The organism is Pontiella desulfatans (assembly GCF_900890425.1).
GTDB lineage: Bacteria > Verrucomicrobiota > Kiritimatiellia > Kiritimatiellales > Pontiellaceae > Pontiella > Pontiella desulfatans.
Genome location: NZ_CAAHFG010000001.1, coordinates 2,218,163 through 2,239,736, shown reverse-complemented (window position 1 = coordinate 2,239,736; position 21,574 = coordinate 2,218,163). Strand labels below are relative to the sequence as shown.

At 54.7% G+C, this 21,574-nt stretch carries 15 protein-coding genes; 9 read left to right on the top strand and 6 right to left on the bottom strand.

The features are described 5' to 3' along the window. Nucleotides 1-68 precede the first annotated feature (68 nt). The 3 genes from E9954_RS08115 to E9954_RS08105 are packed head-to-tail and all read right to left on the bottom strand — an operon-like array spanning nt 69 to nt 3,633. Nucleotides 69-941, bottom strand: a complete 873-nt coding sequence (locus E9954_RS08115) for a carbohydrate ABC transporter permease (RefSeq protein WP_136078699.1) — start codon at nt 939-941, stop codon at nt 69-71. Beyond that, nucleotides 938-2,224, bottom strand: a complete 1,287-nt coding sequence (locus E9954_RS08110) for an extracellular solute-binding protein (protein WP_136078698.1) — start codon at nt 2,222-2,224, stop codon at nt 938-940. Before E9954_RS08110 ends, E9954_RS08115 begins: the two co-directional genes overlap by 4 nt. Next, complete coding sequence (locus E9954_RS08105) at nt 2,224-3,633, bottom strand: sulfatase-like hydrolase/transferase (protein WP_136078697.1); 1,410 nt, start codon at nt 3,631-3,633, stop codon at nt 2,224-2,226. Before E9954_RS08105 ends, E9954_RS08110 begins: the two co-directional genes overlap by 1 nt. A gap of 255 nt (nt 3,634-3,888) precedes the next feature. Here E9954_RS08105 and E9954_RS08100 point away from each other — a divergent pair, with 255 nt between their 5' ends. From E9954_RS08100 to E9954_RS08090, 3 genes are all read left to right on the top strand, one after another. Then, nucleotides 3,889-5,811 carry a hypothetical protein gene (locus E9954_RS08100; protein WP_136078696.1) on the top strand — a complete coding sequence of 641 codons (1,923 nt, stop codon included), beginning with the start codon at nt 3,889-3,891 and terminating at the stop codon, nt 5,809-5,811. Nucleotides 5,812-5,880: 69 nt separating this feature from the next. Continuing rightward, the gene (locus tag E9954_RS08095) at nt 5,881-9,891 is read left to right on the top strand and encodes a sulfatase-like hydrolase/transferase (RefSeq protein ID WP_136078695.1); all 4,011 of its coding nucleotides are present in this window, start codon (nt 5,881-5,883) and stop codon (nt 9,889-9,891) included. Between the two features lie 110 nt (nt 9,892-10,001). Continuing rightward, nucleotides 10,002-10,841, top strand: a complete 840-nt coding sequence (locus E9954_RS08090) for a PEP-CTERM sorting domain-containing protein (protein ID WP_136078694.1) — start codon at nt 10,002-10,004, stop codon at nt 10,839-10,841. Between the two features lie 209 nt (nt 10,842-11,050). On the opposite strand, the gene E9954_RS08085 is transcribed toward E9954_RS08090, so the two are convergent. Then, nucleotides 11,051-12,469: a sulfatase gene (locus tag E9954_RS08085; RefSeq protein ID WP_168442079.1), complete on the bottom strand. Its 1,419-nt coding sequence runs from the start codon at nt 12,467-12,469 to the stop codon at nt 11,051-11,053. Between the two features lie 193 nt (nt 12,470-12,662). Here E9954_RS08085 and E9954_RS08080 point away from each other — a divergent pair, with 193 nt between their 5' ends. From E9954_RS08080 to E9954_RS08055, 6 genes are all read left to right on the top strand, one after another. Then, nucleotides 12,663-13,886, top strand: a complete 1,224-nt coding sequence (locus tag E9954_RS08080; RefSeq protein WP_136077388.1) for a DDE-type integrase/transposase/recombinase — start codon at nt 12,663-12,665, stop codon at nt 13,884-13,886. Between the two features lie 179 nt (nt 13,887-14,065). After that, a complete protein-coding gene (locus E9954_RS08075; RefSeq protein WP_168442078.1) occupies nt 14,066-15,313 on the top strand; it encodes a cellulase family glycosylhydrolase in 1,248 nt (415 codons plus the stop codon). A 41-nt stretch (nt 15,314-15,354) separates the two neighbouring features. Further along, the gene (locus tag E9954_RS08070; RefSeq protein ID WP_342793755.1) at nt 15,355-16,413 is read left to right on the top strand and encodes an aldose epimerase family protein; all 1,059 of its coding nucleotides are present in this window, start codon (nt 15,355-15,357) and stop codon (nt 16,411-16,413) included. 14 nt (nt 16,414-16,427) lie between these two features. Further along, a complete protein-coding gene (locus tag E9954_RS08065; RefSeq protein WP_136078690.1) occupies nt 16,428-17,447 on the top strand; it encodes a glycoside hydrolase family 43 protein in 1,020 nt (339 codons plus the stop codon). After that, on the top strand, nt 17,444-18,304 hold the full coding sequence (locus E9954_RS08060) for a sulfatase-like hydrolase/transferase (protein ID WP_136078689.1): 861 nt from the start codon (nt 17,444-17,446) through the stop codon (nt 18,302-18,304). The genes E9954_RS08065 and E9954_RS08060 overlap by 4 nt, the downstream gene beginning before the upstream one ends. A 3-nt stretch (nt 18,305-18,307) precedes the next feature. Continuing rightward, nucleotides 18,308-18,853 carry an alkaline phosphatase family protein gene (locus E9954_RS08055; RefSeq protein ID WP_136078688.1) on the top strand — a complete coding sequence of 182 codons (546 nt, stop codon included), beginning with the start codon at nt 18,308-18,310 and terminating at the stop codon, nt 18,851-18,853. A gap of 8 nt (nt 18,854-18,861) precedes the next feature. Here the strand turns inward: E9954_RS08055 and E9954_RS08050 are convergent, their stop codons facing one another. Further along, nucleotides 18,862-19,743: an AraC family transcriptional regulator gene (locus E9954_RS08050; protein WP_136078687.1), complete on the bottom strand. Its 882-nt coding sequence runs from the start codon at nt 19,741-19,743 to the stop codon at nt 18,862-18,864. Nucleotides 19,744-20,286: 543 nt separating this feature from the next. Further along, a complete protein-coding gene (locus tag E9954_RS08045; protein ID WP_168442077.1) occupies nt 20,287-21,336 on the bottom strand; it encodes an IS110 family RNA-guided transposase in 1,050 nt (349 codons plus the stop codon). Nucleotides 21,337-21,574 lie beyond the last annotated feature (238 nt).

The window sequence follows — 21,574 nt, the reverse complement described above, 5'->3', positions numbered from 1 at the left end:
AGAGGCACAAAGACAACTGCGGACCGGGTCTTCGTGCTTCTTGTGCATCTTTGTGGCCATCCTTCTTTTCATCGTTCCGCCTTTTTCATCAATCGGAACTGGATGGCGGTGAACGTCGCGATGACGAGAAAGAGCAGCCAGCTCATGGCGGCGCCGTAGCCCATTCGATAATTCCGGAAGGCGGTTTCATAGATATATTGCACCATTACGCGGGTTGAAAGTTCGGGGCCGCCGCCGGTGATGACATAGGTTTGGCCGAAGACCTGGAAAGAAGCGATGAGGTTCATGATGGTGACAAAGAACAGTGCGGGTTTAAGCAGCGGCAGGGTGATGTGCCGGAAGCGACGTAGACCGGAGGCTCCATCGAGTGCTGCTGCTTCATAGATGCTTTCGGATATTTGGTGAAGCCCGGCCATCAGAATAAGAAACGTGCCGCCTGCTGTCCACCAAACGGTCATCAGCGCAATCGCGGGCAGTGCGATGGCTTCGCTGGAGATCCAGGGGATTTTGAGATTAATGTTGGCGAGCAGGGCGTTGAAAAGGCCGAATTCGGAATTATAAAACCAACGCCAGAGTAGACCGGCGACGGCGATATTAATCATGGTGGGGAGCACAAAGCAGGCGCGGTAGAACGCTTGTCGTCGGGGCAGGGCATTGACGCCGAGTGCCAGCAGAAGCGCGACGCCGATAGTGCTCGGAACCGCCATGAGAACAAACAGGCAGGTGGCCTTGAGTGCCTTCCAGAAATAGGGGTCATCCAGCGCCTCTCGATAGTTGGCCAGCCCCACGAAGGTCGGCGGCGCGCTGGAAAGCATTTCCCAACGGAAGAACCCCAGTCCCAGCCCGAATAACAGCGGCCCGATCAGAAAGATGGCAAAGAGCACGAAATAGGGAAGGGTAAAAAGGTAGCCGGAGAGGCGGTAGCTGAATTTTGATTTCATTCTGCACCCCCCCTTTCGATGACTTTCTGGATATTGGAGCCGGCCTGGCTGAAGGCTTCCAGCGGAGAGACGCTGCGGCGGATGGCGCGTTCGGCGGCAATGTCGAGTTCGGCGTCGAGTTCGAGTTTGTAGGGTACCATCGGGCTGTATTCCAAATCCGGTATCCGTTCCGCAAATGCGGATTGCGTTTCCATGGCCTGGAACTCCGGCGTGGCCCGAATGCTTTTACGAACCGGGATCGGGCCGTTCTTCGCCCATTCCAGGCTGTTGTCGGACAGAAATATCATAAAGCGCAGTGCGGCTTCCTTTTCGCGGGCGGGGATTTGGGCGGCGAGGCACATGACGTGCGAGTCGCCCCAGACGCCGGGATGCTTGCCAAGGGTTGGAAATGCCGCACCCTGGAAATCGAGATCCGACTTTTGCAGCTCGGGCAGCATCCAGATACCTTCGAACACGATGCCGACCTTGCCTTGCAGGAAGCCAACCCACGAGTCGAATCCTTCGGGCTTCGGACAAACCTTTTCCTTTTCGACGAGGTCGATGAAAAACTGCATGGCCGCAACGTTTTCCGGCGCATCGACGGTGCAGGTTTTCCCGTCTGCGGAAACGAGCTTGCCATCCATCTGCGCAACGATCGATTGCCAGTTGAGGCGAACCCAGGAGATGACATGGCCCCACTGGTCGGTCTTGCCGTCGCCGTCGGTGTCCTTTGTCAGGCGGCGCATGGCGTCGAGCACTTCTTTGCGGTTGGTTGGAATCAGCACTTCGCCGAGCTGGTTGGTGAGGCCCGCTTCTCGGAATAGGGTCCGGTTGCAGAACATGCCCATGGGCAGGATGTCGAGCGGCACGGCCCATTGCCGGCCGTCGTGGAAGACGCTGCTCCAGACGCGCTCGTCGATGTCATCGGCCAAGGCGGGATCGGTTTCCAGCGGGGAGAGGAATCCGGCCTCTTTAAAGCGCGGCACCATGGTGGCGTGCAGAATAAACACCTCCGGTGCGCGGCCGCCGAGGCCGGCCACAAAAAGCTTGTTGTAGTAGGTGCCCCAATCCATGCGCTGGACGAGCACCTTTACATCGGGGTTCTGTTTGTTGAAGGTTTCGGCTAGCTTGATAATGCTGCGCCCGTCGGGGCCGGTGAAACCGTTCCAGAAGCGGATCAGCACCTGGCCTTTCTCCGACGTCTTCCTCGCCGGATCAGTATAGTGCCAAAAGCCGGTCAGCAGAAGCGCGGCCAGCAGCCACGCCCCTGCGGCTTTGATGTTGATGTTCTTAAGCGCGATCATCAGTCAATAATTTTCCATTCCTTGGGAGGTGTAAAACCTTTCTCTCCTTCGCCGTACGGCGGAATGGCATCCTTGGGTTGGAGCTTTCTGAAATCGACCAGCTGCTTCATAAGGCGCTCGACGACTTCGGGGTGGCTGTCCGCGATGTTGTTGGATTCGTTGGGGTCGTCGTTGATCTGGAACAGTTCGACTAGGTGACCTGAATTACGGCCATGAACAAGGTTGGGGCCGTTGACGACCAGTTTCCATTCTTTAGATATGACGGCGATGGGTTCGGAGCTTTCGCCCTTTTGGCCGTGGTAGAAATAGAGGTCGCGTTCGGGCAGTTTGCCCGAGGTGCTGGTGAGTAGCGGATTAAGGTCGATGCCGTCGAACGGTTTGCATTTCGGCTGCTCCGGGGCGATGCCGGCCAGCGAAAGCGCGGTGGGCATGACGTCGATGAAGGCGGTGCGTTCGGTGATTTTTCGGCCACCTGGATAGCGGGCGGGAAAGCGTACGCAGGCGGCGGCGCGCACGCCGCCCTGATAGGCGGTGAGCTTTGCGCCTTTGAGTGGCGTGTTGTTGCCTTTGACTTTTTTTACCCCGCCGTTGTCGCTGAAAAACCAGACGAGGGTGTTGTCCGCCGTGCCGGTTTCTTCCAGCGCGTTGAGGATGCGTCCGATTTCGTCGTCCATATGGGAGATCATGGCGTAGTAGGTTTTACGGGGTTCGTCCGGAATATGTTCGTATCGCTGCTTGTAGCGCCCTGGAACCTGAAAGGGATCGTGCGGCGCATTGAAGGCGACATAGCAGAAAAAGGGGTGCTCATCTTTAGCTGATTCGGAAATGAATTCTGCGGCAGCTTTTCCGGTTAAGGCGGTAGCGGAACCTTTTTGTTCGATGCTTTGGTCGTTGTGGTGCCAGTCGCGCTGGCCGTCGCGCTCGTGGGTGAAGTAGTCGATAGCGCCGTTGTAGCAACCGAGGAATTCGGTGAATCCGCGGTGGGTGGGGTGCCATTTTTTCTGCAGGTGGCCGAGGTGCCATTTCCCGAAGATACCGCGATGTGGGTAGCCGCCTTTTTCGAGAGCTTCGGCGAGGGTGATTTCGTCGAGCGGCAGGCCGTAGTTGCGGTAGGGCGGTATGACGGCGCGGGCGCAACCGAAGCGGATGGGGTAGCGGCCGGTCAGGAAGCCGGCGCGGGTCGGGCTGCACATGGGTGAAACGTAGAAGTTGTCGAGTTCGATTCCTTCACTGCAAAACTGGTCGAGATGCGGGGTTTTGACTTCAGGGTTGTGGTAGCCTACCGCATTCCATCCGAGGTCGTCGGCCATGATAACCACCATGTTGGGTTTACGGTCGGCACGCGTCGGAATGGAGACGAAGGCCAGCATTATAATGGCCGGCAGTATGTGGAGTAGATTACGTTTCATTTGCGCCTCGATGGTTTACAGTTTTCCAGATTTCAACAGTGTGCACAAATCAGAAGCGTATCGCCATGTTTAAGCGTGTCAGACGCATGTCCGATTCATTCAGCGGAATGGAACGATTGGATATGCAATTGAGATGAATGGACATTCACCTGTTGGCTTTGGTGCGTTAGAAATGGAGCGTAGTTTCGGAGAAGGCCATTGCGGCCTCTCTTCCATCAACATCTAAACTGGAACCTAAGGAGCAGGGGAGAATATATGAGCACTACACGGGTAATCATAATGGCGTTTGGGATCGTTGCGTGGGCAACGGGGGCCTTCGCAGAGATCACGTTAAGTCTGCAGGGTAATAATATTAACAATGACAAGAACGGTGCGGTTGCGGTCATCGATGTGCTTTCGGATGGAAGCGGGACGAATAACACGACCGATTCCGAATTTCTGAATTATCCGGGCACCGGAGGGACTGCACCGGCCATCAGCGGCAGTGTAAGCAATGTATACGCCGGAAGCACCTTCAAGGTTCGGATTAACCCGGCGCTTTTCGATGCCGATACAAATTCAGCGGCGTTTGCCCGCAATATCGGCAACGAAAAGACGAGTCAGGCTACTACCGGGTTGGGGGTATTGGGCGGTGCCAGTGGTGGTGGTATTGGAGCCATTGCGGCCTCGAATGAGTATGAAGGCGTGGCGTTTAGTCTGGGAACGGTCGATTTGTCCGCCCAAAGCCGTCTGCAGGTGACGGCGATTACGTTGAGTAATTTTGATGAGACCTCCGGGGAGTCGGTTTATGTGGTGAACAACATGACCGGCGATTACCAGCAGTTTAATTCGGCCGACCTGGTGGTGGATCCGGTCAGGGTTGCGACCATCGATGTGACGGCATTGGGTATTGTGGTGGATGTCGGCCAGGCACTTCCGGCCTTCGGATCCAGCACGTCGGGAAACCAGACTTTTTCACTGATTACTGCGGCGGAAGCGGTGAGCGGGTACCGCATTGAGTCGATTGCCCTGGATCTTGTTCCGGGGGAAGTCGTTCCGCCGGAACCGCCTGCACCTCCGACCGATGGTCTGCGAATCAGCATGCGCGGCAGTAATGCCAGCGACCAGAAAAACAATGTCATTGCCGGGGCAGTAAACAGTGGCGGCCTCTGGGTCAGGGATGCCGGTTCGAGCATCAATTACCCGGGCAGTGATTTGTTCTATACCGCCATCAGCGGCAGCGTGGATGACGCTTACAGCAATGCCGCGTTCCAGGTACGTTGCGATCCCGGTTTGTTTGAAAATGTATCTGCTTCAAATAATTTCGGGTACCGCATCGTAAATAAAACGACGGCAACCGCAACGGGTGGCGTTCCTGTCGACGCCGGAATGGGCGTCAAGTACGGGGCGGCGGGTGCCGGAATCGGAGGAACCATCGTCGACGGATTTGAAGGCATTTCCTTCAATATTGGAACCACGAATTCTGTCGGCTTCTCGGACTATAAGCTGGTGGTTACCAAGGTGGAACTTCAGAACTTCGAGGTTGGATCGAACTATGTCGAGTCCGCCATTATCCTCAATAACAAGACTGGGGCGTTCTTGGCCTTCGATGCAACGGAAGGGACGAACAACGTCAACGTCGACGTTTCCTCGCTGGGGATCGAGGTTATGGGCGGCACGGTTATGCTCGATGCCTCTACCAACCAGTATGGCGGGGCGGACTTTACCCTGATGTTCGGAGAGACTGAAGTGACGAACTCCGGGTTCCGTCTGGCGTCGATCCAGATCGATCTGGTTCCGCGCCATGCGTACGACGCTTGGGCGCAGAAGTATCATCTGACGCTTGGCGAGATGGGCGACGACGATGAGGACGGCTTGGCAAATCTCTACGAGTACGCGGTGGGCGGCAACCCCACAAATCCAGCAGAAAATGGCTACGATATCAGCTTTGCTTCTGCCTCGGGCGGAGGAACCAACTGGATGGAATATCTCTATCCGCGTCTGGTAGATACGAATAGCGGTATTTCTTATCTGGTCGTAAAGAAGGGAAATCTCGTAATCGATGCTGTATGGACCAATGCGGCTGCGGTGGAAGCCGGGGTAAATGATCTTGGGGGCGGCTATGAAATGGTGACCAACCGGGTTCCGGTCGACGTTGACACCAAGTTTATCAGCCTTGAAGTCAACCGGGTCGACTAGCGAAACGACGGTTTTAAAACAAAGGGGCTGCGAAAGCGGCTCCTTCATATTTCAAAGAGTATATTTTTGATGAAGAGAATGGCTTCTACGGCTTTAAGAACCCTCGCTTTGGCGGGCGTGCTTTTTATGTTTGGCGGATTTCCGGCTCAGGCGACAACGCCGAATGTTTTGCTGGTCATGTTCGACGACATGAACGATCTGGGTATGCCCGGTTCCCGGCCAAATACGCCGAATCTGGATTCGTTCCGCGAAGGTGCGCTGTTTTTTTCAAATAATCAGTGCCCGGCGACGCTGTGCAATCCAAGCCGTTGCGCGATTCTGAGCGGGGTGAGTCCCCATCGTTCGGGCGTCTATACAAATGATGATAATCCATGGGAAAGCGGCGGCGTTTTTGAGCACACCGAAACCTTGCCGCATTGCTTCAAGAACAATGGATACAAAACGGTGGTGGCTGGGAAAATATTCCACAACGATTCGTATCATCCCACTGCGCAGCTCGACGCGATGTTCGACGATCATACAAACATAGGCGGCGGGTATGGACCGTTTCCTACCACTCCGGCCATACCTGCGGAAGAGATTGATAGCGGCATCTGGCTGAACTATCAGATTTGGGACGGCCCCGACTCCGACTTTGCAGACGTCGTCAACACCGACAAGATCGTGTCGGAGTTGCAGGCCGCCCACGGGCAGCCGTTTTTTATCTCGCTCGGGTTATATCGCCCGCACGATCCCTACACCGCGCCACGCCGATTCTTCGATGCAAACCCCTTGAACGAAGTGGTTCTTCCGCCGGTTGTGGCAGACGATTTGGCGGATCTCCCGGCCATTGCGCAGGAATGGGCGCTTAACAGCGCGGCGAACCATCAGAAGGTGGTTGATGGCGGCTACTGGGAAGAGTTGCTGCGGGCATACTATGCGAGCGTTTCGTTTGCGGACTGGAACTTCGGGCGCGCATTGGCGGCGCTCGACGCCAGTCCCTATGCCTCCAACACCATCGTCGTCGTTTGCGCGGATAACGGTTTCCACAATGGCGAGAAGGAGCACTGGGGAAAAAAGACCCTATGGGAAAAATCGGCCAACACCTTGTTCATGGTACGCGCGCCGGGAATTACCTCGACCAACACCACCTGCACGGAAGTGGTTTCACTCCAGGATCTATATCCCACGTTGATTGAGTTGTGTGGCCTGACTCCGCCGGTTCACGAAATTGACGGTCGCGATCTTTCCGGTCTGCTGGCCAATCCGCAAAGCGGCGGATCCTCGGTACCGGTGCTGTCGTGCCACGAGTCGGGGAACTACACGCTGCGGGACGACCGCTACCGCTACATCCAATATGCCGATGGCTCGGAAGAACTCTACGATCATGATCTAGACCCCAACGAATGGAATAATGTGGAAGCCGAACAGGCTTACCAGGCCGCCAAGTCTGCTTTGGCCACCAACCTGCCCGCCGAAACCATCCATGGATTTGCGAACCCGCTGGATGTCCCCAGCGGAAATCCTAATATCTTCAAAGAGGGCAATACCTACTACCTGCTAGACCGAAACAACCGCAAGCGCTCCACCGATCTGGTGCATTGGGAGGCCATGCCGGACTGGGTTGATTTGGCGGGATCGGGGCTGTCGGGCATGTGGGCATCGCACATGGTGAAGGCGGGCGGAACCTATTATTTCTATTTTTCAAGCGAAACCGCATCGAGCGGTGGTTTGCACACGATCAGTGTTGCGAGTGCAACAAACATCACGGATACCTTCGAGCTACTGGCGGCTCCCATGTGGTGGAATGGAAACGGCTATATCGACCCCTATGTCATGGAAGCCGGCGGCGAATACTACATGTACTACACATATCAAAAGATCAATCCGGCCAGCGGCGGCAACGCCAAGGTCTATGTTTCCAAGCTGAAGCCGAACATGCAGGAGCTGGATGGCAGCCCGACGTTTTGCATCCAGCCCTCGCAGGCGTGGGAAAACGGCTGGCAGGAAGCGGTTCACGTGCTGCAGCACAACGGCTATTACTACATGAGCTGGTCTTCCGATTTATATAGCGGACCGAATTACAAGGTAGGCTATGCCACATCCGCGTCGCCACTGGGGCCATGGACCAAGGCTGCGGAAAACCCCATCCTTGCGCGGGCAGTCCTTCCGGAAGGCGAAGTACTCGGAAGCGGGGCCATGGCCTTTGTGGAGTCGCCGGACGGGAACGAACTTTTCGGACTCTATTTTACCCATTCAAAAACCGATACTCAAGGGGTGCGCCAGCTGAATCTCGACCGGGTGACCTATGAGGACAACGGTGCCGCACCCGACCGACTCGTGGTGGCAGGCCCCTCGCTGGATCTCCAGCCATGGCCTTCCGGTGTTGCGGCTCCAACGGTAGCAACCGGTCAGGACGATTTCAGCGCTGCGGCGCTTGATGATCGCTGGATCAATATCTGGAACGTGAATTCCGACAAATATTGGCTTTTCGGCGGCTTCCTGAAGATCATTCCCAAGAAAGGAGATCTGTACGTCGGTAGTGCCGAAGACGCCTCCCAGAATATTTTCCTTCAGTATGCGCCGCAATATCAACGCCATAGCATTTTTACCCGCCTCCTGCTTCCTACGGCGGCCAAGCCGATTTTCGGCTATATCCACTACTGGCAGGATCCGAGAAACTACATTCAGATGAAGCTGTTCGAGGACGACCTGGTTAAGATTGAGCAGATGGTTGATGACCAGCTCAAGGTGTACGAAGTTCAGCCCCTTGCAACCGGTATAGAGCATCTGGAAATTATTCGGCGCACCGAAACCGACCGCTTTCAGTTCCGCGTAAAAGCGGCGGGCGGTGAATGGGAGCAGCTGCCGCTGGAAGTGCCGGACGAGTTTTATGCCACCAAAGTGTTGAAGTGCGGGCTCGGTGCGGGGGTCGAAGGCGACAGCAATCCGTCGGAGAGTAATGTGGTGCTGTTCGATTCTTTTGGCGTCGACCGCGAAGTCCCGGACGAGGCTTCCTCCGGCATCAGAATCAGCCTGCGCGGCGACAACCTTGCAACGGATAAAAACAATGTCGTGGCCGGCGTGGTTAACGGCGGCGGGACATGGATGGCCGATGCGGCATCCAGCGCGAACTATTCGGGGGACGACGCCAACTATCCCTGCATAACCGCCGCCCTGGATACGGCGCTGGATGGTGCGGCGTTTCAGATTCGGTTCGATCCCGGCGTTTTTGACAATGTGTCGACGTCGGAAACGTTCGGGGTTCGAGCCCTGAACAAAACCACTTCGACCGCCTCTGAGGGGATGGGAGTCCGCTATGGATCGGCCGGTGCGGGAATCGGTGGAACCACCAATGACGGGTTTGAAGGGGTCGCGTTCAATATCGGAACCACCAATGCCGGATTATTGACCAATTATGTCCTGCAGGTCACCAAGGTTGAACTCGCTAATTTTGAAGTTGAATCGGCCATTATTCTCAATAATAAAACCGGCGAATATCTTGCGTTTGATGCCAACAATATCGGGACTATTCCGGTGGATGTATCCTCGTTGGGGATTGAAGTCCCCGGTGGTCGGGCGCTTCCCGATGCCGGTGTTAACCAAACGGGCGATGCAGACTTTACGCTGATGTTCGGCGAAATCCCAACGAACAGCGGATTCCGGTTGGCTGCGATTGAGGTTGAGCTTGTTTGTACGGCTTCGGTACATGCCTACGATACCTGGGCGGCATCCCATTTGCTGATTCAGGGAGAGGCGGGAGACGATGATGGCGACGGGCTGGCCAACCTCTGTGAATATGCGATTGGTGGCAACCCCACGAATTCGCTGGAGAACGGCTACGAGACCGGATTTTTTGTGGGATCGGGCGGAGGAAGTAACTGGCTGGAATATCTCTACCCCCGTAAAACGGTCGACGACAGCGGTATTGAATATCGTTTGGTTCAGCGGGAGGGTTTAGTCGACGGTACATGGACGAATGGAATCTATGTGGAAACCGGCACCGCCGATCTGGGCGAGGGGATGGAGTTTGTAACCAACCGGTTCCCCGTGGACAGCAATACCAAGTTTATCCGCCTTGAAATCGAGCGGGTCGAATAGCGGCTCGCGGACATGTCTTTGGGTGTTCAGGACATGGCGCGGATTTCGAAGCAGCTGTAAGTTGATAGGCATCGTTAGAAAGGGAACGCAACGAGTGAAAAGGAGACGCAATGAATAAAAACGTAATGACTGCAGTAGTGGTGGGGTTGTCTGCTCTATGGGCATCTGCCGATATCACGCTGAATATGCAGGGCGATAACATTAATGACGATAAGAATGGCCTGATTGGCGTGGTGAATATTGACGCTGCCGGACTCGGAAGCCTGAGCCAAACCGGGGCACTGAATTTCCCGGGAACCGGCACGACGGCCGCTCCGGTTAGCGGGTCGGTTTCCGCCGGGTATGCAGGGATATTTCAGGTGCGGGTCAATACGGCCATTTTTGACAACAATACGGGGTCGGCGACCTTCGGTTATAATATTGGTAATGCCAAGACGGATGCCGCCGCTTCGGGATTGGGCATCGTGGATCAAAGCGGAGTGAATCCCAGTGGCGCGGGGATCGGAGGATTGGCCGCTTCCAATGTCTGGGAAGGCGCGGCTTTCAGTTTGGGTACGGATAGCATGGCCGCTGGAAGCAAGCTGCAACTGACAGAGGTTACGCTGAGCAACTTCGATTATGACAGCGGCGAGTCCGTCTATATTCTCAACAACATGAGCGGAGACTTTCTGCAGATCAATGCGGCGGTGGTTGCCAGCGAAGGCGTTCGTGTTGCAACAATCGATGTTTCCAGCCTGGATATTGTGGTGGATGCAGGGCAGGCATTGCCCGCTTACAACTCCAGCCAGACTGGCAATCAGACCTTTTCAATTATCACCGCAGCGGAAGCGTCGAACGGATACAGGATTGAATCGACCTCCTATAACGTAATTCCCGAACCCGCCACCATCGGATTATTGGCAGGAACCGGGGGGATGCTCATGGGGGTACGCCGTTGGCTTTCCCTGTAGAAAAATCCTACTGTCAGGAAGCATAGAACCTGCTCGGAGAATTCTCCGGCAGGTTTTTTTTATGTGCTGAGCGGCTGGGAAAATAAGCTGCTGGCTGAAAATGTCCATATAGTATGTTATATCAAAATGGTGAATATGGTCTTTTTGTGGGCAAAATTATATAGAATATATATATATAGTTTTGGGTTTTGCGGTGCTACAGGGCGGGGCTACTGCTTCTTCTTTTTGCCGCCGACCGGCTCAACGCGTGATTTGGGCAGTTGGCTTTTTAGCTTGTCCATCATGTTGCGATATTCAGGATTTCCAGCCTGGTTATGCCACTCATGCGGATCGTCGGCATGCACGTAGAATTCCTCGTCTCCGTTCGCGTAATGGATGTAGCGATACTTGCGGGTGCGCAACGTATGGTTGTCTTTCTCGAAAGTAGTCAGCGCGGGGCCGAGTGGTTTTTCCGGATCCTCAAACATGGGGACAAGCGATTTCCCGAAAACGTGCTCCGGCGTATCGAGTCCGCATAGGTCGCAGAGGGTGGGGTAGAGGTCCATCTGGCTGACCGGATTGGCAATGACCTGCCGCGCGGTTTGACCGGGCAGGCGGAAGAGCATCGGCATATTAGTGGTCTTTTCCCACAGGGCAAATTTGGTAAACCGCTCCTTTTCTCCATGATGGAATCCGTGGTCGCCCCACAGCACAACGATGGTGTTGTCGGCATGGTCGCTTTGGTCCAGCGCATCGAGCACACGCCCCACGTTCCAGTCGGCAAAACTGGTGCTGGCGAGATAGCCGTGCAGCACCGTTTTGAGCGTTCCGGTCTTGATCACTTTGTTGGCATCCTTCCGGTGCCCCTTGGAATCATTGATCCATTTCATCGCGGCGGGCGGCAGGTCGTCGACATCGTTCTCAAGAATCGGCGGGAGCGGGATCTGGTCGCGTTCGTATAAATCGAAAAAGCGTTTCGGTGCAGTGTAGGGCACATGCGGGCGGTAGAGCCCCAGAGCGATGAAGAACGGTTGCTCCTGTGGATTTGCCAGGGCTGCGATCACGCCGTCGGTATTGCGTACGTCTGGAAAGTCGGTGTCCGGCCCCGTCCATTTCTGGCAGTTTCCCCAGGTCTTGAACGGGATTTCGCCCTTGCCCTTTTGAACGTTGGGGCCATATCCGCCATCGCGGTGCTCCATGTTGTTCCATAGTTTGGCAAGGCGTTCCTCAGAAGGTTTTTTGTGGAAGGTTTTGCCAGCCCACATCGTCCAGTAGCCTCGGGTGCGGAAATGTTCGGGCAGATAGGTGCATGTATCGAGCGGCTGGGAGCGGATCAATTCATCCGGGTTTCCATAAACCCCCGACTGATGGGGCGGTACGCCGGAAAATACGGCCGCGCGCGTTGGGTTGCAGGCGGGGGCGGCGCAATAGGCGCGGGTAAACAGATGGCTCCGGCCGGCGAGCCGTTGCAGGTTGGGGGTGCGGGCCTTCGGCTGACCGTCGAGGAACGTCAGGTCGTTGTTCATATCGTCGAGAACGATGAAAAGTACATTGGGCTTTTTTTCCGGCTTGGCGGCCTGTGTGGGGCGGGCAAGTCCTGTCAGCGTGGCGAGCGTGAAGCAGGTGGTAAAGTTGCGTCGGGTTGTCATGTCAAATCTCCATCTAAATTGAATGATCGAAGATACACCTGTCGGGGGAGGAATGTGAATGTCCGATTGTGCCGATTCCATGTCGGCGAGTTGCCTCAAATTAAATGACACCGAAGCATCCGATAGGATGCGGGCGGAAAGGATTCGTTGACTCACAAAAAATCACACCCTGTATACAGGGAGGATGAAAGAGATGAGTTGCGAAACCAGAATGGAATACATCGCGGTACAAAAACGCCGCTATAGGCGCGCGGAAAAGGCCTACAAGACCCGGTTGCTCGATGAAGTATGCGCGGTATGCGGCTATGATCGCAAGCATGCCACCAAGCTGCTCAACGACTCGTTTACGCCCTCCAGGGGCAAACGCGGCCGCAAAGGCGAGTACGACTCTGCTGAATTGCGCAAGACCCTCAAAACTCTGTGGCTTCGTTCTGGACAACTGTGCGGGAAGCGCCTCAAGCCTGCTATGCCACATTGGCTGAAGCACTATGAAAAACATTACGAACCGCTATCGACCGAATGCCGTGAAAAGCTACTGAGAATCAGCCCGGCAAGCATCGACCGGGTGCTCAAACCCTTCAAAGCGCAGTACCAGCGAAGGCGCAATACCGGTACCAAGCCCGGCTCGCTGCTCAAGAATCAGATCCCAATCCGCACCTCCACCGAGGACATCGACCGGCCCGGCTATCTCGAAGCCGACACAGTAGCCCACTGTGGCGGATCGATGAGCGGGGACTTCATCTGGTCGATCACCTATACGGACATCATAAGCACCTGGACGGTAACCCGCGCGGTCTGGAACAAAGGCGCTGAAGGCGTGATGCACCAAACCCACGACGTGGAAAACAAGCTGCCCTTCGCCATCCTGGGCTTCGACTGCGACAACGGCAGCGAGTTCCTCAACCACCATCTCACGCGCTACTTCCTGCAACGCAAACAGCCCGTCTGTTTTACACGCAGCAGACCGTACCACAAGAACGACAACGCCCATGTCGAACAAAAGAACTGGACGCACGTGCGCGAGTTGCTCGGCTACGACCGGCTCGACAACCCGGCCATGATCAGAGAGCTCAACGCACTCTACCGCGACTGGGAACGGCTCAACAACTTCTTCAAACCCTCGTTCAAGCTAAAAAGCAAGGTTCGCGTCAAAAGCCGGTACAAAAAGAAATACGATGCCCCCGCCACGCCCTTTGACCGCCTGAAGGTCAGCGGCATCCTTGGCGAACAACAGGAGGCTGCTCTGCAACGCGAATACGAAACGCTCGACCCTTTCGAGCTGGGCAATCGCATCCAGCGCCGACGTCGCAAGATCGAAAAAATGAAGAAAACCGGCGAGTCCGCCGCAGTCGGGGAACCCGGGTTCCCCGACTGCCTCCCCACCTTGACAACCCCCGAATTAGAGGGTACCCATTAATGCAGTCAAACGACTCCTCATCCGCACCTCTACGGTGTCATTTATTTTTGAGGCAACGCGTCGGTGGCTACCAATACGAATGGACATGGTTTTGGCCGGATTGGACATTCCGCGATGCGGGGCAGGCTGGCATGGTTATCGTGGTTGTATGGGAAGTTTCGACGGAGAGCGGGTGGTTCATGGAGATGATGATGTACGGGAAAAAAGGATGGTTTGTTTGGCTGGTGGCTGTGATGGTTGCGGGCGGAGTATTCGGCGCTGTTGAGGTGAAGGAGGTGGCCGGGCGCTGGTCTGCGGAAAGGGCGTCGGCCTGGTATGCCGCACAACCATGGCTGGTGGGGTGCAACTATATTCCGGCCACGGCCATTAATCAGCTTGAGATGTGGCAGGGCGATACCTTTGATCCGGAAACCATAGATCGAGAACTCGCTTTAGCCGAGGAGCTTGGCTTCAATATGCTACGTGTCTACCTGCACGATCTCGTCTGGGAAGCGGATGAAAAAGGACTCTATCAGCGGATGGATCAGTTTATGGATATCTGTGCGGCGCATGGGATTCGTCCGATGTTTGTATTTTTTGATGATTGTCACCATTTTTTCCCGTCGATTGGGACGCAGCCGCAACCTGTTCCTGAATATCATAACTCGGGTTGGGTGACTTCACCCGCGCGTGACGTGGCCGCCAACTATGCCGCCGGAAAAGCATCTGAGCAAGCGGTTGCCCGACTGAAGGGCTATGTGCAGCAAACCATACACCGTTTCAAGGACGATTCGCGCGTCTTGATGTGGGAACTCTATAACGAACCGGGCCGCGGACGGAATGTTGATGCTAAAGGTAGTCCTTTCGGCGGCGGAGAACGTTTTGGCGACAGAAGTAATAAGCTGTTGATGGATGCTTGGGGCTGGGCGCGGGAGATTAATCCGTCTCAGCCAATCAGTTCCTGTGCCGTAGGATGTGTCGGAAAGCGCAATGTTGAGATTGGGGAGATCAATTCGGATGTGATCTCATTCCATTCCTATGATCCGCCGCAGAAACTGGAGAGCCTGTGTAAACGATATGCGAAAGCCGGACGCCCGGCGATCTGTACCGAATACATGGCGCGGCCGAACAGTACGTTCGAAGGCAGTCTGCCGATTTTGAAACAATATCATATGGGCGCATGTAACTGGGGGTTTGTGGCCGGCAAGACTGGCTGCGTCTGGCCGTGGAGCAGTCGCGATGGGAAGAATGTCGAAGCATTGCGTGAGCGGGGAGTTGTTTGCACATCCATTAAGGAAATGCCCCTGCCGGAAACTTGGTTCCATGAAATATTTTATCCGGATCATACGCCTTATCGGCAGGCGGAGGTCGATTTTATCAAGCAGATCATACAGCAGGATAAAGCTGCTTTTAGTGAATTGAAAAGAAACAAGGAGCGAACGAAATGAAATCATTCATACTCATGTCCGTGGTGCTTGGAGCAGCTGGAATGCTGGCCGGATGCGCATCGGTAAAGACCGCTGATTTTGATGACATCAAATGCTATACGCTGAAGAATAAAGCGGGTACGACGATCAAAATTACGAACTATGGCGCGACGGTTACTTCCATTGTTACGGCTGATCGTACTGGAACAATGGCCGATATTGCGCTGGGCTACAACGATGTGTCGGGCTACATGAACGCGGTGGATAAACCGTACTTCGGCGCCATTGTCGGGCGCTACGGCAACCGCATTGCAAAAGGTAAATTCAGCATTGATGGTGAGGAGTATGAGCTGGCTACCAATAACGGTGAAAACCATCTTCACGGTGGCGTGATCGGTTTTGATAAGGTGGTTTGGGATGCCGAGATTGTTGAGAAGAATGCCGTGAAGTTCAGCTATCTCGCCAAGGATGGAGAAGAGGGCTATCCCGGCAATCTGCAGATGGCCGTCACCTACACGCTGACGGAGGAGAACGAACTGCGGATCGACTATTTGGCCACAACGGATAAAAAGACGCCGGTCAATCTGACCAACCACACCTACTTCAATCTCAAGGGGGAAGGGGAGGGAACTATTCTGGATCATGAACTGATGATCAATGCCTCGGGCATGACGCCGGTCGACAGCGGTCTGATTCCGACGGGCAAGATTGCGCCGGTAAAAGGAACGCCGTTCGATTTTACCACTGCCAAGGCGATCGGCCGCGACATCGCAACGAAGAATCAGCAGTTGAAAAACGGTCTTGGTTATGACCACAACTGGGTGCTCAATAAAGGAGGCAAGGCCGGGCAGATGACGCTTGCGGCAACTGTCTACGAGCCGACCAGCGGTCGCTTCATGGAGGTCTTCACCGAAGAGCCTGGAATCCAGTTTTATTGCGGCAATTTCCTGGGCGGAAACCTGAAAGGCAAGGCAGGGAAGACCTACGTTCACCGCGGAGGATTTTGTCTCGAAACACAGCACTATCCCGACAGCCCCAATCAGCCCGCCTTCCCGTCCACCATTCTGGTGCCGGACGACGAATACAAAACCAGCACGATGTATAAATTCAGCATCAAATAGATATGGAACAGGATATGGACAAGACAACGATTGAGCGCTTTTCACGGGGAGCTGCGCTGGCTGCTGTGCTTTCGACGGCCGGTTGCAAGAGCCAGAGCCTGAGTTACACCAATCCGGTCTGGGACGGCAATCTGGCCGATCCTGCCGTGCTGGAGTGGAAGGGCGAGTGGTATGCCTACGGTACCGGATCGGAAGAGGAAACCGGTCGGCAATTCCCGGTGTTGCATTCGACAGATTTTACCAACTGGGAGCCCTCCGGCTATGCAATGGATGCAGTAGCGGAGCCGAACTTTAAGGAATATTGGGCGCCGGAAGTGGTGGAGCGCGACGGCGTGTTTTATCTCTTCTATGCCGGCAATCGCCGCATGCGGGTGGCAAAGGCCGAAAGCCCGCTTGGACCGTTCAAGGATTGCGGCGTTTATCTTTTCCCTGAGTGGGAGTTTTCCATCGACGGCCATCCGTTCTGTGATCCCGATACCGGCGAATGGTATCTGTTCTTTGCCCGCGATTTTCTGGATGTCGAGCGGGTGGGGACGGGGCTGTCTGTGGTTCGACTGGGCGATGATATGATGTCGGTGGACGGGCCGGTAAAGACCGTACTCACCGCCTTTGCCGACTGGCAGATCTATGAGCGCAACCGTAAGATGTACGACAGCGTTTATGACTGGCACACGGTCGAAGGACCGTGGATGGTTAAGCGTGATGGTCTCTACTATTGTTTCTATTCCGCCTCCAACTGGCAAACTCCGCAATACGGCGTTGGCTTTGCTGTTGCCGAGCATCCGATGGGTCCATGGAAAGACGGCGGGAACTCGGAATATGCCACGGTGCTTAACGGTATGGACAATGGGTTGATCGGCCCGGGGCATAATTCTGTGGCCATCGCTCCGGATGGGAAAACCCATTTCATGGTCTACCATTCGTGGAACCCGGCGCGGACTGCCCGGGTCATGTGCATCGATCCCATCGACTGGACAGACGACGGGCCGCGCGTCATCAATCCGGCTTTTGGGAATAAGGAATTCGTGCGGTGAATATCAACTTCAGCCGATCCATGTTAGCGGTCGTGCTGGTGGGGGCTTGCTCCTGCCTGTCCGCCCGTCCCAATCTGGTTTTTATCTTAGCCGATGACTGCGCCTACACCACGTTGGGTTGCTACGGCGGAACAAACGTGCAAACCCCGAACATTGACCGGCTGGCGCAGGAGGGATTGCGCTTCACTCAGGCTTATGCCAGCACGTCAATGTGCGTGCCGTTCCGCCACGAACTCCACACCGGACTCTTCCCGATGGGTAGCGGTGCGCTCTGGAACCATTCGGCCAGCAAACCCGGCACGAAAGGAACGCCGCATTATTTGGGCGCACTCGGCTATCGCGTGGGTATCACCGGTAAACGCCATGTATTCCCGGAGCAGAATTTTCCATTCGAGATTATTTCAGGATTCGAGGTGAACTGTGTGGTGCAGAAGGATCGGTATGAACCGCAGGAGATCGTTCCGTTTCTAACACGCGATTCCAAGGAGCCCTTTGCCTTGTTCATCAACTCCCCCAATCCGCACCGACCCTGGACGATGGGCGATGCTTCCCGCTTCGACCCTGCTAAGTTGAAGATTCCGCCCGCGCTGGCTGATACGCCGGTCATCCGCGAGGAAATGACGCACTACCTCGCCGAAGTTGCCGAGCTGGATCGGCAGGTGGGCGATGTGCTCCAACTACTTGAAGACCATGGCTTGGCTGATAACACCCTTGTGATGTTCAGCTCGGAGCAGGGCTGGCAGTTTGCCGGCGGAAAGTGGAACTGCTGGAATCTGAGTCTGCACACCGGTTTGATTGCTCGGTGGCCGGGGCGAATTGAGCCAGGAACCGAGACAAAGGCCATGGTGCAGATCTGAGATGTGCTCCCGACGCTGATTGAGGCTGCCGGGGGAAAACCGGACAACAGTCACTTTGACGGTCGCAGTTTTCTCCATGTTTTGGATGGCAAGGCTACGGAGCACCGCAAGCTTGTTTTCGGTATGCATAATAATATTCCCGAGGGGAAGCCATATCCCATCCGCACGGTATTTGACGGTACCCATCGCTATGTTCTTAATCTGACTCCCGAAGCCGAGTATATGGGGCGCTATATCAACTATACGTTCCCGTCGGCCTGGTACCAATCATTGGAAGAAGCCGAACGCGCTGGCGACCCTCAGGCTGCTAAAGTCCTGACGCGCTTCCGCAAGCGCCCGGAAGAAGAACTCTATAAAACGATGGACGATCTGTATGAAATGAACAATCTGGCCGACAACCCGGAGTATGATTTGATCAAAAAACGACTGCGTGGCCAGCTGGATACGTGGATGGCGGAGCAGGGCGACCCCGGAGCCGAGGTTGACACCCTTCGCAGTCACAAGGACAATCGTAAAGCGGCTGGTGTAAGGGAATGGAAGCACTATTAAGTGGGAGGCTACTTCGACATTTCCTCGCGGAATTCCTTGGGGCTTTTTCCTGAATAGCGCTTGAATGCCTTGGAGAAGGAAAACTGAGTTTCGTAGCCGATTTCCTCCGCAATCATTGAAAGGGTGTAGTTGGTGTAGAGCAGCATTTCCCCGGCGCGCTCCATGCGCATGGTGTTGATCACCTGCATCGGACTTGAACCGGTCAGGTCAACCACGGTTCGGTGAAAACAGGAACGCGACATGCCGGCAAACTGCGCCAGCGAATCGACCGACCATGTCTTTTTGAGATCCTGCTGAACCGTACTCCACAGCCCTTCGAGCGTGCGGCGGGCATCGGCCAATAAGGGGTCATCGCCTCCGATCTCTCGCTGAATATAAAGCAGAATGAGGTCGACATATGAGTGCAGCGCTGCGCCCGAATCCACACGGCGTCGGTCGGACTCTTCAATATAGCCCTGCATCACGCGATCCATTTCTTTACCCCAGGCCGATTTTCGTACATGTGCTGTTGTGCCGAATAACGTGTCCCATTTTGAGTCGGCCGACAAATGCAGCCATGCCGCGTCCCAATGCGAATCGGTCCAATAGGAATAATTCGAATCGTAAGGCGCAATGAACAGGTCACCCTTCTTCAGTTTAACGGTTTTTCCATCATTGATTTTGAGCGAACCGGCCCCCCCCAGCGTGTACAGCAGCAGATGGTGGTATATTTTATAGCGATCAATTCGATATCCATCCGTCCACGTACTCAGCCCTGCCATCATGATATTGTTGGTGGCCAGATACTTGATGGAAGGAAAGGGCGGCGTCAGGAATCGTTCACGGCTCGCGCCCGGAATATAGATATATTCCGTATCCGTTTTTATAATCCGTGGTTTTGTCTTCGCCATTTTCCGAGACCCTTGGTTATTTTCGCTTGTGATTTGGACATGAATATTTGTGTTAATATGATTTCTCGTTAAACAATAAGGGGGAAAATAGAGGTTTCGATGAAATCCTGCGAGGAGAATCAGACATGTAGTAGGTTGTTGGTAGAGGGTTGTTCTATGCGGAAATGAATGCACGAGCTGAATCAGTATAGATGTTAGTGGATGAAGAGAGTTTTTGGGAGCATTTTTGAAGAGTGGAAACGATTTAAAAAAGGTGTCAGTCCTTCTATGGGGACTGTCAACCTAGCTGGCCTATAATCTTTTCCTTTCTGTTGCTCTAAAGACTGCTCGGTTGATTTGAAAGTTCGTTCAGAACGACTGAACGGACAACCTTCTATCCGTGCGAGGTTTCACACCCCTGGCCACCTAATGCTGCGTACGCTTTTTCAAGCTCAGTCAACCGACTTGGTGAAGAATCCAATCTATTGAAACGGTAATTAACCAAGGACTGACACGGTCCTTCACCAGTCTTTATTATAAAATTCAATGCCCTCGTTTTTCCGGTTATCTAACGATGGCTCCTTCGGGCACTTCCCCGAACTCGACATATTTCCAAAGCGCCACAAGCAGTTTCCTCGCAACGGCAACGATTCCGATCCGGCGCGCCCTTTTCCCACCTTTGGCGTAGCGGTCAACAAACCAGTTCGTCAGCGCACTATCAGGCTGGAAGCGAAGCCATGACCATGCCAGCTCGATCATAACCCGCCTGATCCTCCGGTTGCCGGCTTTGCTGATGCCTTGTTCAACACTCGACCCGCCGCTGTTGTAGGGCGTCGGCGTTAGCCCCGCCAGCGCGGCGACCTCCCGGCGGTTCTTGAATTCCCGCCAGCCAAAAAACTCTTTGCTCAGCACCCATGCACTGACCTCTCCGACTCCATGCAGGCGCATCAGGTCCTGGGCCTGATGCTCCGCGTTCGTCCGTGGGTTCTTCAGCGCTTCCGCCTTGTTTTTCTCCAGCAGTTTTATCTGCTCGCCAACCAGGCGCAGCCGTTCGAGTTCCCGGCGAACCTCTTCTTTCAATTCTTCCGCAAGTGGCTTCTTGTTCCAGCACTGTAAACCATCCAAGGTTTTCGACAGCTTCGTCAGCGTTCCAGAGAGTTTCACTCCATGCAGAATAAACAGCGCCTTAATCCGGTTTAGATGTCCCGTTCGTTCCTTTTTAAGACGCTCCATTTCACGATGAAGGCGCAACTCATCTTCCTGCTTTTCCGAGGGAACACGCACCACAGCCCATATTTTCGTGTCCCCGCCCGCATACCGGCCCAGCAGCCTCACCATCGCCTCCGCATCCAGCCGGTCGGTCTTGGCCCGGCGCTTGCGACGGTTGACCTCGATACTGGCCGGATCTATCACCAGGCATTCGAGTCCGACCTGCTTCAACCACCGACAGATCCAGAAGCCGTCGCGTCCAGCCTCGTAGCAGCAAAGCGCCGGCACGCCGGGATCCATGCCCAGCTTTTCCTTCGCCAGCTTGAGCTCCTGCATAAAGCGGGAGCGGTCCCGGGCGTCTATCGATTTTCTGCGGATCTTCTCGCCGTTGGAATTGCCATCCACTTTAAGCGGTATTTAAACCATGAATCACGTTGCAGATTGTTTCTTTATCAACCTTGTAGTCAGTATGATACATGAATATGTCTGGGTGTCAATGGGCGGTGCTACTATCTGAAAAACGGTGAGTTTTGCTGGGCAAAACCCGAAGTTTCCCCCGAAGTTTTACAGAGCCATTTTTGATGAATTGAGAGTTTCTGAGAATTCGTTCGCGGGAAACGCCGATGATGAATACGGCGAGATC

Bases quoted from the DNA above. Each gene is read 5' to 3' on its own strand.
- E9954_RS08050 (WP_136078687.1), bottom strand. From the start codon at position 19,743: ATGGCGAAGACAAAACCACGGATTATAAAAACGGATACGGAATATATC.
- E9954_RS08105 (WP_136078697.1), bottom strand. From the start codon at position 3,633: ATGAAACGTAATCTACTCCACATACTGCCGGCCATTATAATGCTGGCC.
- E9954_RS08100 (WP_136078696.1), top strand. From the start codon at position 3,889: ATGAGCACTACACGGGTAATCATAATGGCGTTTGGGATCGTTGCGTGG.
- E9954_RS08080 (WP_136077388.1), top strand. From the start codon at position 12,663: ATGAGTTGCGAAACCAGAATGGAATACATCGCGGTACAAAAACGCCGC.
- E9954_RS08110 (WP_136078698.1), bottom strand. From the start codon at position 2,224: ATGATCGCGCTTAAGAACATCAACATCAAAGCCGCAGGGGCGTGGCTG.
- E9954_RS08065 (WP_136078690.1), top strand. From the start codon at position 16,428: ATGGACAAGACAACGATTGAGCGCTTTTCACGGGGAGCTGCGCTGGCT.
- E9954_RS08075 (WP_168442078.1), top strand. From the start codon at position 14,066: ATGGAGATGATGATGTACGGGAAAAAAGGATGGTTTGTTTGGCTGGTG.
- E9954_RS08085 (WP_168442079.1), bottom strand. From the start codon at position 12,469: ATGACAACCCGACGCAACTTTACCACCTGCTTCACGCTCGCCACGCTG.
- E9954_RS08095 (WP_136078695.1), top strand. From the start codon at position 5,881: ATGAAGAGAATGGCTTCTACGGCTTTAAGAACCCTCGCTTTGGCGGGC.
- E9954_RS08090 (WP_136078694.1), top strand. From the start codon at position 10,002: ATGAATAAAAACGTAATGACTGCAGTAGTGGTGGGGTTGTCTGCTCTA.
- E9954_RS08070 (WP_342793755.1), top strand. From the start codon at position 15,355: ATGCTGGCCGGATGCGCATCGGTAAAGACCGCTGATTTTGATGACATC.
- E9954_RS08115 (WP_136078699.1), bottom strand. From the start codon at position 941: ATGAAATCAAAATTCAGCTACCGCCTCTCCGGCTACCTTTTTACCCTT.